The 13621-nt window shown below is 30.3% G+C and carries 11 protein-coding genes and 1 tRNA gene; 4 read left to right on the plus strand and 8 right to left on the minus strand.

Translation table 11 applies throughout. The features are described from left to right. Positions 1-1038: 1038 nt before the first annotated feature. On the minus strand, positions 1039-1359 hold the full coding sequence (locus tag BR66_RS24870) for a hypothetical protein (protein WP_156946290.1): 321 nt from the start codon (positions 1357-1359) through the stop codon (positions 1039-1041). 429 nt (positions 1360-1788) lie between these two features. Here BR66_RS24870 and BR66_RS0113285 point away from each other — a divergent pair, with 429 nt between their 5' ends. The 3 genes from BR66_RS0113285 to BR66_RS26255 all read left to right on the plus strand — a co-directional run bounded on the left by BR66_RS0113285 (position 1789) and on the right by BR66_RS26255 (position 4600). Then, positions 1789-2934, plus strand: coding sequence for a LuxE/PaaK family acyltransferase (locus tag BR66_RS0113285; protein WP_026883369.1), 1146 nt, complete (start codon positions 1789-1791; stop codon positions 2932-2934). Then, entirely contained in the window at positions 2931-4286 is a 1356-nt protein-coding gene (locus BR66_RS0113290) for an acyl-CoA reductase (protein WP_026883370.1), read from the plus strand. The genes BR66_RS0113285 and BR66_RS0113290 overlap by 4 nt, the downstream gene beginning before the upstream one ends. 164 nt (positions 4287-4450) lie before the next feature. Continuing rightward, positions 4451-4600 (plus strand): hypothetical protein, encoded by a 150-nt coding sequence (locus tag BR66_RS26255; protein ID WP_207641262.1) that lies wholly within the window; start codon positions 4451-4453, stop codon positions 4598-4600. Positions 4601-4730: 130 nt separating this feature from the next. Here the strand turns inward: BR66_RS26255 and BR66_RS0113300 are convergent. Then, positions 4731-4806 (minus strand) — tRNA-Thr (locus BR66_RS0113300). 242 nt (positions 4807-5048) lie between these two features. Next, entirely contained in the window at positions 5049-5699 is a 651-nt protein-coding gene (locus tag BR66_RS24875; RefSeq protein ID WP_026883371.1) for a histone H1-like repetitive region-containing protein, read from the minus strand. Between the two features lie 399 nt (positions 5700-6098). On the opposite strand from BR66_RS24875, the gene hsp18 reads away from it, so the two are divergent. Next, positions 6099-6539: a heat shock protein Hsp18 gene (gene hsp18 / locus BR66_RS0113310; protein WP_026883372.1), complete on the plus strand. Its 441-nt coding sequence runs from the start codon at positions 6099-6101 to the stop codon at positions 6537-6539. A 257-nt stretch (positions 6540-6796) separates the two neighbouring features. On the opposite strand, the gene BR66_RS0113315 is transcribed toward hsp18, so the two are convergent. The 5 genes from BR66_RS0113315 to BR66_RS0113335 form a co-directional block, all read right to left on the minus strand. Continuing rightward, complete coding sequence (locus BR66_RS0113315) at positions 6797-8128, minus strand: replicative DNA helicase (protein ID WP_026883373.1); 1332 nt, start codon at positions 8126-8128, stop codon at positions 6797-6799. A gap of 87 nt (positions 8129-8215) precedes the next feature. Next, positions 8216-10132, minus strand: a complete 1917-nt coding sequence (lonC, locus tag BR66_RS0113320; protein ID WP_026883374.1) for a Lon family ATP-dependent protease — start codon at positions 10130-10132, stop codon at positions 8216-8218. Between the two features lie 14 nt (positions 10133-10146). Next, positions 10147-10590, minus strand: a complete 444-nt coding sequence (gene rplI / locus BR66_RS0113325; protein WP_026883375.1) for a 50S ribosomal protein L9 — start codon at positions 10588-10590, stop codon at positions 10147-10149. Positions 10591-10592: 2 nt separating this feature from the next. After that, positions 10593-12626 (minus strand): DHH family phosphoesterase, encoded by a 2034-nt coding sequence (locus BR66_RS0113330; RefSeq protein WP_026883376.1) that lies wholly within the window; start codon positions 12624-12626, stop codon positions 10593-10595. Between the two features lie 9 nt (positions 12627-12635). Then, positions 12636-13619 (minus strand): DUF2232 domain-containing protein, encoded by a 984-nt coding sequence (locus BR66_RS0113335; RefSeq protein ID WP_026883377.1) that lies wholly within the window; start codon positions 13617-13619, stop codon positions 12636-12638. Positions 13620-13621: the final 2 nt, after the last annotated feature.

Below are 13621 nucleotides of genomic sequence, written 5' to 3' on the forward strand. Positions count from 1 at the left end.
TTATTGAGTTTTTTTATCTCTCCCAAAATCCTTTCACCTTTTGATATATCAACACTTTTGCTACCATCTTTCATTAAAATCACCTACCTTTACCTCTCCTTGGACTACACCCCCTATAGGGCATTCCATGTGTTATTTGAATGATTACCAACGGTCTTAAAAAAAGCAAAATGATTGTGGCTTAGGGCGGGGAGCTATACCATAATTTTTAAATCAAATAATCAGATATGAAATCAATTCATTGACTAACTAACTAACTAACTAACTAACTAACTAACTAACGTTTACCCTTACCTCAATTCCTTATAATATAAGTCACTGCTTTATGAAATTAGACCATATACCTCTTAAACTCATTTAAATCCTTGTACACGTGTTTTGTTTTCTATTGTGCAATTACTCGCTTATATCTTAAGTTATGGGCACATTATTTAATTCTAATATCAATAAAATATAAGACACCTACTATTTTTAAGTAAGTGTTCTATTTGGGAAAATACCATTTAATTGGGCAAGCTTAAGATGGGACTAAAGATGTTCAGCTTCTCCAATATTGGTTGAAAATCTTTAGTCAATTGTTTTTAAAGGTTAATAGGTAGTGTACATGACTAAAATCTCAATAAGAATTATAGGTGATATTGAAATAAATATAGTAAATAATGAATTGCCACATGAAAATTGGAATTTATTTTTAAACATAAATTTACAAATTTACATATTAGTACTATAATAATCTTATAACTTAACTTTCGCAGGAGAAAAAGGTTAGTTTTTTTAATATAGCAAGGCAGAGACTGAATAAGATTATGAATTATAGAATCAATAGTCTCCTTTGAAAGTGTTAAATTTTTCTTTAAATCATTTTAATTATAAGTTGTAAAGCTTCATAGAATTGAATATCTTGAAGTTCGTCACAACATTGCTAACATAATCCACAATGGTGCGTAAATTTTTGTTGTTAAGGTTTTCTAAAGACAACATAATGTATCTTGTATAAACTATAGATGTGTTAGAAATTACGGAATCATAAGAATAGCATTAGATCTCTTTGACAAAATTTAAGAATGATTTACTCATTTTAAAGAAAACTTCTATAGGCCAACAGTTACTATAAATTCTGATAATCTCATCATCAGATAGCGATATATTTGTAGAAATAAGAGCTAACCACTGTCTACTATGATTTCTATCTCTCACAAATACTGTTTTTGCACTAACTTCGTTACTATTTTCATAATTGCCAGTTACTACAATTGCAGATGATAGCCTTTTAGATTTACCTCGTTTTTTTCTTACAGAAGCATAAAGTGTCTTAAGATTTACAAATTTACAATTATGATTGTAATAAACCTTTGGCATAACCAGAACAACAGTATTAAGTTTTAAAGAACAAATTTGTATGATAATTTTATGATAAGTGAACCCAACTTTCAAATAGAACATATAAAGCTGGAATTCCATATTCTACAGCTTGTATTTCCAATTTAAGCATTTCCGCAGGCGACTTTAAAATAGCATTCATATGGATTTTAGTTCCATTCTTTCTCTCAACCATGCTTTGATTTTCAGAGCATAATCTGTTTTTTCATTAGCTGAAGAAAGGAGAGTAAATGCAAGTGGTATAAGGATACCTTTCACTATAGATGAAGATAACAAAAATAAGAACTTACGCCAATTAAAATTTATTTATAGAAAAATTGAAATTTCATTTTGCCTTATGTGCTTATTTTACAGGCTTTCATCTTAATTCTTATGTGCGAAAAGTGAGTTATAAATAGGAGGGATAATATGGAAGAGTATAATTTTTTTCAGGATTTTAGAACTAATGTAATTGGGCAGTATGATGAGTGTGATGCTTATAAACTATTGTGTAATAGTCAAAACTATGATCCAATTAAAGAATTAAAAGTGGAGAAAGACATAGAGAATGTACCGTTTATTACAACAACTCTCTTTAAAAAATCGGCTAATATGTATAGAAATCTACTTAGAACAGAACCCAAAAATTTGGAAAAATGGACAACATCAAGTAGTACAAGCGGTGATCCAAGTATTGTTGGAAGAACCAAGGAGGATATTTTACAAATAAAAAAATTTATTCAACTTGAACAAAGGACTTTAGATTCATCAAATCAGTATAATTGTGTTTTTTATCCGGAACCAGAAGTTATGATGAAACACAAAAGTATCCAAATATTGGATAAACCTACCGAATCATTTATAGGAAATATGCTTAGAATATTCCCATTTAGTAAAAACACTAATTTTTTATTGTATCCGTATAAAGGTGAATTTTCCATTAACATGGAACAATTTGTAGAGTTTTTGAATGAACACAATAAGAAAAATCAACGTGTATCTTTAAGAGGTTCAACTTTGTTACTTTATAATGCAGTAGAAAGTTTAAAAGATAAAATGGAACCATTTGAACTTGGTCAGAGTTGTACGGTACAAACTTGTGGAGGAGGTTGGGATGGCAAAAAAGGAAATGTGAATTTAGGGACTAAAATAGAAAGATCAAAATTTGTAGAAGAAATTTCTAATTTTCTTGGCATACCTGAAGAAAATTTTATTGATTCTTATTCATTTACAGAAAATACTTTTCCTATAAATGGACACTATTCTAAAGAATATAAAAACTATCTTTTTCATGTGCCAAGCTGGGGCAGAATTATTATAAGAGACATAAAAACATTAGAACCACTTCATAATGAAGGTGAAAGAGGCTTCATTGAAATGCTTAATGCATATGGGACTTCATCTTTTGCAGGAGCATCTGTAATAGTAGATGATATGGCAGAAATAGTTTCAGAAAAAAGGTGTCCAGAATGTGGAACTGAGGCTATGACAATAAAAATTATTGGTAGAGTTAAAGGCGCAGAAGCTAAGGGCTGTGGAGCTACACTGGATATAAAGGAGATCGAAAAGATATGAATGTTGAATATGATACTAAAAATGTATCAGTAGAGAAAGAAATAGATTATTACAAGAAGTTGCTTTTGATTTCAAATGAAAAAGAAATAGAAAGTGAGATTAAAAAACTTAAGGAAAATAAAATAAAGGCTCATGATATAGCTACTGAGAAGACCATAGATATTTTAGATAAGTGTGCAAAGCTTTGGCTTAATAAAGAATATTCAAATAGACATATTGAAATGCTTTCAAAGATTACAAATCAAAGTTATGAATTAGTATCTTATGAATTACAAGGATCTATGAAAATGTTGCTTAGAGAAAATATTGTAAAAACCATATCAGAAGAAATTGGTGATTTGAAAATAATGGATGAATGGGTTGGGACAAGCTTTGGAAAGGTGCACAGACAGCCTAGAGGGATTTTGTTTCATAATGTCTCTGGAAATGCCTTTGTGGTCATACCTACAAGCATATCTATGGGATTGTTATCAAAAAATTGCAATCTTGTAAAAGTTTCTGCAGATGAACCGTATTTTGCGTATATGTTTTACAAAAGTTTATGTGAAATAGATGAAAGCATAAAAGATAGACTTTCAGTAGTTTATTTTGATAGCAGTAATAAAAATATATATGAAACTGTAGCAAAACAGAGTGATTGCATAGTACACTGGGGTGGAGAACATTCAGGTAAGATTATGGCAGAGTTATGTGCAAAATATGGGACACATTTAGTAATGCATGGAGCAAAGATAAGCTTTGAGGTTATAGAAAAGGTAGATGATGGGAATATTGTTGCAAAAAATGTTGCCAGAGATATTGTTTTGTGGGAGCAAAAAGCTTGCTTGTCTCCTAGGATAATATTTGTAAACAAAAATTTAGATGTTAACCAGTTTGCTGTAAAATTGTCTAAAGCACTAAATTTTTTAAGTCAAGTATTTCCGAAGGCATATTTGAATGCATGGAGTTCTATAAAAACAATACAAGATAGGCAATATTGTTTACTTAAATATGGAATAAATAAAGGTGAAAAAGTAAAGCTTTATTCTTCGTTTAATGCAGATTATACTGTTCTTTTAGAAGAAAGCTTCCCAGATCAAGAGGATATAAATAGATGCTTTAACAGATTTGTGTTAATTTGTCCTTATGAAAGTAAGGATAAAGTTTGTGAATATATAGATGAAAATTTAAAAGATTATTTACAGACTATGGGGTATAGTGGGAATGATGAAAATTTCATAGAAAAGATGACGCAAATTGGTGTAAGCATAGTAACAAAACCTGGTGAGATGTCTGTACGCTATCCTGGTACTACTCATGATGGTATCCACAATCTTAAAGAAATGACATACATGGTGAGTAACCAAATATGATAAGTTTCAAGAAGATGTTTTAAGTGAGAAAAAATGATAAAAAACTATTGATAGGCATTGTGTTCTTTAGTGTTCTTTTTTCATGCGCTTATCCAGCTTATACAAGTGACATAGAATAGAGTTTTCTAAATCAGTAAATTCTCCACATAAATATGTTGATTTATTTGACATTTCATAATCTAACAATTGAAATGGTTTTTGTGAATGGAACTTTAAAGGGAGTCACTGCAGGAAAGACGAATATTACTGCTACTACAGCTGATAAACTAGAAAATTTATTTAATAAAAATAAAGAGGTTAAAAAACAAGGCTAGAAATAACCTTGTTTTTTTGTTGTAAATTAACTTAAACTTCAGTGGTTTTTTATATCATTGGAACCCATTTGCAACCCATTTTACAAAAAACAATAAAAACCTGTAACCATTGAGGCTACAAGCTTTGTCTTGGTGCTCCCGAAGTGATTTGAACACTCGACCTACTGATTACGAATCAGTTGCACTACCAGCTGTGCTACGGAAGCATATTTTTTGTTAAAAGTTAAGTTTTATTAGCATCATATCGTATTTTTATCAAAAGTATATAATTGAATATTAAATACCCACCTATATAATAATAATCAATTGTACACTTTTAGTCAATGTTTGTAATCGCTCTACTATAAACATTCAACTTGTTTGGGTTATTTTTTCTTGGTTTTATAATTTACAGTAAAAAGGTGGAAAAAAAATTTTTACACCTCATGACTTTTCTATTTCTGTACGTTCATGGATTACAAACACTACAAGGCGAATATCCACTACCTATAGCATCAGATTTTGATATTGCTATTTGGCTTTTACTTAAGTACCTACATCCAGCTCTATGATATTTATCACCCGTTTTTGTTATATACACAGTGTACTCATTATTTTGGCTTTGAGCAGTTGCTGAACTACTTTCTGCTACTTTATCTGCCGCTGCTTTATCTGCTACTGCTTTGTCCGCTGCTGCTTTATCTGCTGCTACTTTATCCGCTACTGCTTTATCTGCCACTGCTTTATCTGCTGCTGCTTTATCTGCTGCTGCTTTATCTGCCACTGCTTTATCTGCTGCTACTTTATCCGCCGCTATTTTATCCGCTGCAACTTTATCTGCTGCTACTTTCTTTGCTGCCACTTTATCGGCTGCCAATTTTTTATTTGTTACTGTCTGCTCATTCGCCTGGGTTTGCGTACTGCTTACAGTATTATACGTATTTAATTGATTCCCATAAAATGCTACAAAACAAATTGCAAATACACATGAAATTATTATTCTAGGAACTTTATTTAACCTTTTATATTTCCACATAAGAAAAATACCAACTGGAGCAAATAAAATCAATGTAGCCCACATAAACCATGTTTTTTCATAGATTTTTTCTTTACTATACATTTTTAAAGTCCCCTTTATTTATAGTCCTATATATAAGTTTCTACATATATTGCCATAGTCCTTTAATATGACTTTTTTAATAAAATTATTTTTGTATGATTACAAATTCTATGTTTAATTGTTCTGACCAGCACTCTAAATATTTATATACACATTATTTTATACATCTAGCTAATCCCTCTAATTTTATAAAATATCCCGCATATTCTGTAAATAATTATAAATAAATCATTTATATTAAAATATCTATTTATTTCTTTTATTTTCTCTTAAAATCTAAATTTTATAGACTTTGACTTTCTTTGACCTTAGTTGTATTATATAGGTGTAGTCAAGGAAAGCCACTAATAACTTTCCTAGACAAAATTAATAATATAAAAGTATTGAGGAGGTTTTTTTATGTTTGATATGGTTCCATTTAGAAAAAACAATGTACTAGCAAAAAAAGGGTTTGGCCTAGATGATTTATTCAGCGATTTTTTAAGGGATGATTTTTTTTCACCAATGCTTACAGGTAGCGGTAATTTTAGCGTAGATCTTAAAGAAGATGAAAACAATTATACAATAGAAGCGGATTTACCTGGAATTAAAAAGGAAGACATTTCACTTGAATACGACAATAATTATTTAACTATCTCTGCAAAACGAGATGAAACAAGTGAAAACAATGATAATAATTTTGTAAGACGTGAGAGAACTTACGGAGAATTTAAGAGAAGTTTTTATATAGATAATATTGATGAAAATACTGTTGATGCTTCCTTTACTGATGGTGTACTTAAAATAACTCTTCCAAAAAAAGAAAAAGGAATTCAACGAAAAAAAATTGATATTAATTAATTAGAAAATTTCTCAGATTAATTAAAAATTACAATGGTGAAAAAAAATGGAAATGGTATAGATCTAATAAAATCTATACCATTTCCATTTTTTTGATTTTTCTGCTTAGGCGGAAAAATCCTCATTACCTTGTAACTTGTCACTGTTTTTTAAAACTGTCCACTCCTGTGGATTGTTTTAAAATTACAAAAATAAAAACTTATCCACATGTTAATTATATTTGAACATGATTTTTTATACACAAAGTGGATAAGTTTTTATTCTTCTCTGTGGATAACATCAAGTCTAGCAAATTTACTAAACTGCCCAAGCCAAGCAAGTTTAACTGTTCCAGTTGGGCCGTTTCTTTGTTTTGAAATAATACACTCAGCCACATTTTTATCTTCTGTTTCCTTATCATAGTATTCGTCTCTATATAGAAACATAACTATATCAGCATCCTGCTCAATAGATCCTGATTCTCTAAGGTCAGAAAGCATTGGTCTATGGTCTGTTCTCTGTTCAGGCGCACGTGAAAGCTGGGAAAGTGCTATTATTGGACATTGCATTTCTTTTGCTAGTGCTTTTATAGATCTTGAAATTTCTGAAACTTCCTGCTGTCTGCTTTCTCCAGAACCTGACATAAGCTGAAGATAATCTATTACTATCATATCTATGCCGTGTTCTATTTTAATTCTTCTGCATTTAGAACGCATTTCCATTACGGATATTCCTGCTGTATCATCAATATAAATCTTTGCTTCTGCAAGTGGTCCTGAAGCTTTTGCTATGTTATCCCAGTCACTGTCTTCAAGATTTCCAGTTCTAAGTTTTAGCATATCTACATTTGCTTCTGAACATAAAAGCTTATAGGCAAGTTGTTCTTTTGACATTTCCAGTGAAAATATAACTATACTTTTTGCATGTCTTAAAGCTGCAAATTCTGCTAAATTCAAAGCAAAAGTAGTTTTTCCCATAGATGGTCTCGCTGCCACAAGAATCATATCACCTTTTTGAAAACCAGAGGTTTTTGCATCAAGTTCAGGAAAACCTGAAGGAACACCTGAAACTTCACCCTTATTATTATATAATCTCTCAATTTCAGAAAAACCTCTTTCAAGTACTGTACTCAAGGCTTCAAAATCATTAGTTGATTTATTCTGAGCAATATCAAAGATCTTTTTTTCAGCACTATCAAGTACCTTTGGCACATTGTCTTGTAGGCTGTAACTTTCATCAATAATCTCATTAGAAGATTTAATAAGCTTTCTAAGCACTGCTTTGTTTTTTACTATTTCAATATATGAATGTAAATTTACAGTGGATGGTACTGAATTACATAGTTCCGTAATATACGTAATTCCACCTGCTCCGTCAATTTTGTCTGTTGACCTTAAATGATCTATTAGGGTTATCATATCTACAGGCATATCTTTTTGATAAAGCTCCATTATTGCAGCAAAAATCAATTTGTGATTCTCCCTATAAAAGTCTTCACCCCTTAAAACTTCTGATGCCTCAGCTACTGAGTTCTTATCTAGAATCATGGAACCAATAACTGACTGCTCTGCTTCTATATTTTGTGGTAAACTCCTAAGAGGTGCATCCATTTATAATCTCTCCTATGTGTATCTAAATATTAGGCACCTTAGGGAAAATAGACTAGCATGTTTGCTAGCTATTTTCCCTAAGCTTCCTTAATTTTTTGAATCTTCCTTAAGAACTATATCCATTAACTCTTTTATATTGTCAACGGACTTTATTTCAATGTCTTTCAATCCTTTTGGAACTTCTTTTAAATTTTCCTTAGGAACAGTAATTAGTTTTATTTGTTTTCTTCTTGCTCCATATACTTTTTCAAATATTCCACCAACAGGCTTTATTTTACCTTTTAAAGATATTTCTCCTGTTATTGCGATGTCTTGTCTTAATGGTCTATCTAAAAGAGCACTTATAATGCAGACTGTTATAGCAGCTCCTGCTGATGGTCCATCTATCTTACCACCACCAACAAAGTTTACATGTATATCATAGTCCTTTATGTCTTTGTCTGTTATATTCCTTATTACAGATGCAGCATTAAATACTGAATCCTTAGCCATACTTCCAGCAGTGTCATTAAATCTTAATGTTCCTCTACCTTTTTGTTTAGCTTCAAAAACAGCTGCCTCTATTTCAATAGTTGAACCTATGAACCCACTAACTCCAAGTCCATAGACATGCCCTACTTCATAGTTATCTTTTTTATCTATACTCTCATAGGGTACAAGTCTGCTAATTCCTATTACTTCTTCTGCTTCTTTAACAGTAATAGTAACTTTATCCTTTGGATCTATCCCTTTCTTATATAAAACAAACCCGTATATATCTGCTAAAATATTTATTGCTCTTCTTCCTTCAATAGTATATCTACTAATTAGTTCACTGACTCCTGCTCCCAATTTAGCATTCAGCTTTTCACTAGCATTTTCAACTATAATTTGTATATCCTTTGCGGAAAGTGGTTCAAAATAAACTTCTGTACATCTTGATCTAAGTGCAGAGTTTATTTCAGAAGGCTGTCTTGTAGTTGCACCGATTAAAACAAAATCTGCTGGTGCTCCCTTTTCGAACAGATATTTTATATACTTTGGTATATTTTCATCGTCAGGATCATAATAAGAAGATGAAAATTCAACCCTTTTATCTTCTAAAACCTTTAATAATTTATTTTGAAGTATATTGTCAAGTTCACCTATTTCATCAATAAATAGAACTCCTCCATGTGCTTCAGTAACAAGCCCAGTTTTTGGCTCTGGTATTCCACCCTCAGCTAGATCTCTCTTACTTCCTTGATAAATTGGGTCATGAACAGATCCTAAAAGGGGATTTGTAATTTCTCTTGGATCCCATCTTAATGTAGCACCATCAACTTCAACAAATTTAGAATCTTCTCCAAAAGGAGTATATTTTAGTTTTTTTGATTCATTAAGTGCTATTCTTGCCGCTGTTGTTTTACCAACACCAGGAGGTCCGTATAATATAATATGCTGAGGATAAGGTGATGCAATTTTTGATAAAATTGCTTTAATTGCTCTCTCTTGTCCTATAATCTCTTGGAAAGAATCTGGTCTTAATAGTGACTGTATGCTTTTTGTAAGTTTATTTGCATCTAAATCTTCTAAGTGTTTTAGCTTTTGCATTGTTTTAGCATTTTCAACGCCTTTTTTCTTCTTGATAATTCCAAGTTTTACTTCTTCAATGTATTTATCTTGTTTTTCCATCAAAGCCTGCTCAACATCACTTTGAAGTTTATTTTCAACATATTCTCTTGCGATATAATCAACTAAAAATTTATTTGTATCCTCAATTACTTGGTCTGCATTTTTTTCAGTTGGTATTATATCAATTGATTCACTATCACAAACTATTTTATTCAGTGCATATATTCTTTTATAAACATCATCACTTTTCATAAATTTTTGCAGTTTGTATTTTACTACTTTTGATTTAATAGTTCCTTGATCAAATACATTTTTCACCGTGTTAAATAGTATGTCAACCTTAATATCTAAGGGTATATATTTGTTATCATCATTATTACCTTTTTTATCTGAATCAAATTGTAGTTTCAAATTTATTCTCCTCTCTACTGCTCTACTACAAATACATTTATCTTAGTGGATACTTCTGGATAAATTTTAAGTTCAACTTCATGATTCCCTAGTTGTCTTATAGCATCTGTAATTATTTTTTTCTTGTCTATATCAATTTGAAATTGTTTTTTAATTTCAGCTGAAATGTCTTTACTTGTTATAGCTCCAAACAATCTACCAGCTTCTCCTGCTTTTGCGGCTATTTTTACTTGTTTTCCTTTAAGTGAATCTGCTAAACCTTGTGCTGCTTCAGTTTCATCAAGTTTTTTTCTTCTAGTTGCCTCAGTTTTTCTGTTTAGTATATGCAAATTGGAATCATTGGCTTCTTCAGCAAATTTTTTAGGAAACAAAAAATTCCTAGCATAACCATCTGATGCATTTATAACCTCACTTTTTTTCCCTACGCCCTTTATATCCTTTAAAAGTATAACTTTCATATCTATTCCCCTTCCTTTACGTACTTTGTAATTAATTTTTTTAATTTTATTACTACATCGTCCATTTGAGTTTTATTATCACTTAAACCCTTGTTTTTAGATGTAATTTCTATCTTTGCTCCTGCCATTGTCATATGCCCTCCGCCACCTAGTGACTCCATTATAAGTTGAACATTTATATCACCGAAGGATCTTCCACTTATTAAAATTTCATTTTTTATCCTAACTAATACAAACGAGGCTTCAATGCCACTAATATTTAGAAGCTCATCTGCTGCTTGAGCGGCCAATATATTATCTTGAATTTCAATTGGGCATATTGCAATAGCAACATTTTTTTCAATTATCTCTGCTGATTTTATAATTTCTGCTTTTTTAATATAACTATTTAAATCACTGGAAAAAAGCTTTTTAACATCAATTGTATCTGCACCTTGTTTTCTAAGATATGCTGCTGCTTCAAAAGTTCTTACCCCTGTTTTAAAATAGAAATTTTTAGTGTCCACACATATGCCTGCAAGTAGTGCTTCTGCTTCTATTGGCTTCATCTTGTATTTTTCATTCATATATTGAACCATTTCTGCTACAAGTTCTGCAGTAGATGATGCATATGGCTCAATATAACTAAGTATTGCATCCTCAACTAAATCAGGAGATTTTCTATGATGATCTATAATCACAACCCTCTTGAATTTACTTAAAAGATTTGGACTCTGAACGTAGCTTTTACTATTTACATCCACCAATATAAGAAGACTATTTTCATCAACTATGTCTTCACTTTCCTTTATATTTTTAAAGCTGTTTTTATAATCTACGTCATTTTTGAATTTATCCAGTATTCCTTTTACATTATCACTTACTTTATCAACTAATATGTAGCTCTCATCATTAAACAGTCTTATTGAGCTATATATACCAATTGCTCCACCAAAACAATCTACGTCTGGATTGCTATGTCCCATTATAATTATGTTGCTACTTTCTTTTACAAGGTCAACTAAAGATTGAGCTATTATTCTTGCCCGAACTTTAGTCCTCTTTTCAACTTCTTTAGCATTACCACCGTAAAACAAAAGTTTATCCTTTTTCTTAACAACTGACTGATCTCCACCCCTACCAAGTGCGAGCTCCTTGGCTGATACTGCAAAATTATAATTTTCAATAGGGGTTTCTCCCCCTTTTCCAGTACCAATACTAAGGGTTACAGCTAAAGTGTTTCCAACATTAATTTCTCGCATAGTATCTAATATTGCAAATTTTTTTTCAATTTCCTTTTGTAAATTTTTATTTTGAATTACTAATACATATTTACCGGATAAATATTTTTTAAACATAGCATTTATACTTTGAGCATAACTATTAATATTTCTATCAATTTCTGCAACCAAAAGTGGTTTTTTATCTTCTGGAGTACTTTTTACTACTTCATCTAAATTATCCACCTCAATAAGCATAACAGATTCTTTTATATTTTCAATTTGATTTAAAAGTTCATATTTATCACTTACATCATAAAAATATAAAAGAATCATGCTGTCTTTACTACTTTTACTACTTTTACTCTCTGTAGTATTTACAATACTTATATGTACATCATAAAACTTTTTCCCAATTTTTATAAACCTGTAATAATTTTTATCTTCCTCTAATATATCTTTAACATTTATTTTATTTATTACGTCATCTATCTTCATTCCAAGAATATCTTTGTACTCTATTATCAATGAAAGATTTTTATTATACCAAAGTATATTTCCCGTATCTCCTATAATAATGAGTGGAAATGGAAGTTTAACTAATGTATTTCTTGTAGCAGAATCCATCTTAGATGAAAAATCCAGGATAAATTTTTTCCATTCATCCTTCCTAATCTTATTGTATTTTATATTGTATACTATTAATCCTAGCAAAAACAATAAAAATATAATACCAACTACAAAATGACTGTAAAATAAAAGTGTTAATACCAATGCTCCAATTATTAACATATATAATAAATTGCTTGGAGACATATAATTATATTTGTTTTCCATATTATTCACCTAATCCTTTTTAATTCTATTAGAATCAAGCTTTCTCAAATCGAATGTGCTATCTACAACACCTATTATAACAAACCAACTGTTAAGAAATATCATTAATAATATTATTATTAAAACACACAGAGGTTTTGCCATGTTAAATCTACGTCTCAGTAAATACGCTATATATGCTATGGCATCAAGAATCAATATGAACTGAAAGATTTCCCAAGAAAAAATAAATACATATTCTCCAATAGGTATATTAAAATGTTGTAGCATAAGCCCTATGCAAACAATAATTATTAAAAAGGCTAACAATAAATTGGGAACATAAAAAGATGTAAAGGTTTTTCTCTCTTCCATTTCAATTCTCATTCTTTTAAATATCATTTCAGTTATTTTATAATTTATAAAAGCAAGTATAAAAGCCATTATAATTATAAGTGGAGTTATAATTTCATATACCTTGGTATTTGAAAGTGAAAAGGTTGAAGGAATCAATTGATCTATCTGTGCCTTACTTATACCTGCCGCTATGTACATGTCTTTAACTGTTTTTAATGACTCATTAACGGTATTTACAAGTCTATTAGTTAAACCAATAAATCCATCAGGGAATAACAACAAAGGTAATATAAAAAAATCTATTGCCTCAACAACTACAAAACCTATGCTGGAAAATATAATAGTATTAACTGGCTTCTTTTTATTTTTTATGAAGTAACCTAAAGTTAAACCAACAAAAATCAAAACTGCCCCATATAATACAGTTGTAACTATATTTATCAAAGCAAATCCAAGAATTAATGCAATAATCGAAGAACAAAGTGCATATTTAAATCCATTTTTAACATAAATCAAAGCAATGATTGTTGGCAATATGACGTATGCTACTATATCAAGTCCAGGAATGTAATTTGATGAAAGCATTATTACCACTAATACTGCTGCCATTATTCCAGACTCAACCATTGCTTTAGTACTATTTATTTTATTTTGCATTT

The organism is Clostridium akagii DSM 12554 (assembly GCF_000686725.1).
Taxonomy (GTDB): domain Bacteria; phylum Bacillota; class Clostridia; order Clostridiales; family Clostridiaceae; genus Clostridium_I; species Clostridium_I akagii.

Coding starts and splice junctions, on each gene's coding strand:
- BR66_RS24870 (WP_156946290.1), bottom strand. CDS start 1,359: ATGCCAAAGGTTTATTACAATCATAATTGTAAATTTGTAAATCTTAAG.
- BR66_RS0113285 (WP_026883369.1), top strand. CDS start 1,789: ATGGAAGAGTATAATTTTTTTCAGGATTTTAGAACTAATGTAATTGGG.
- BR66_RS0113290 (WP_026883370.1), top strand. CDS start 2,931: ATGAATGTTGAATATGATACTAAAAATGTATCAGTAGAGAAAGAAATA.
- BR66_RS24875 (WP_026883371.1), bottom strand. CDS start 5,699: ATGTATAGTAAAGAAAAAATCTATGAAAAAACATGGTTTATGTGGGCT.
- hsp18 (WP_026883372.1), top strand. CDS start 6,099: ATGTTTGATATGGTTCCATTTAGAAAAAACAATGTACTAGCAAAAAAA.
- BR66_RS0113315 (WP_026883373.1), bottom strand. CDS start 8,128: ATGGATGCACCTCTTAGGAGTTTACCACAAAATATAGAAGCAGAGCAG.
- rplI (WP_026883375.1), bottom strand. CDS start 10,590: ATGAAAGTTATACTTTTAAAGGATATAAAGGGCGTAGGGAAAAAAAGT.
- BR66_RS0113330 (WP_026883376.1), bottom strand. CDS start 12,626: ATGGAAAACAAATATAATTATATGTCTCCAAGCAATTTATTATATATG.
- BR66_RS0113335 (WP_026883377.1), bottom strand. CDS start 13,619: ATGCAAAATAAAATAAATAGTACTAAAGCAATGGTTGAGTCTGGAATA.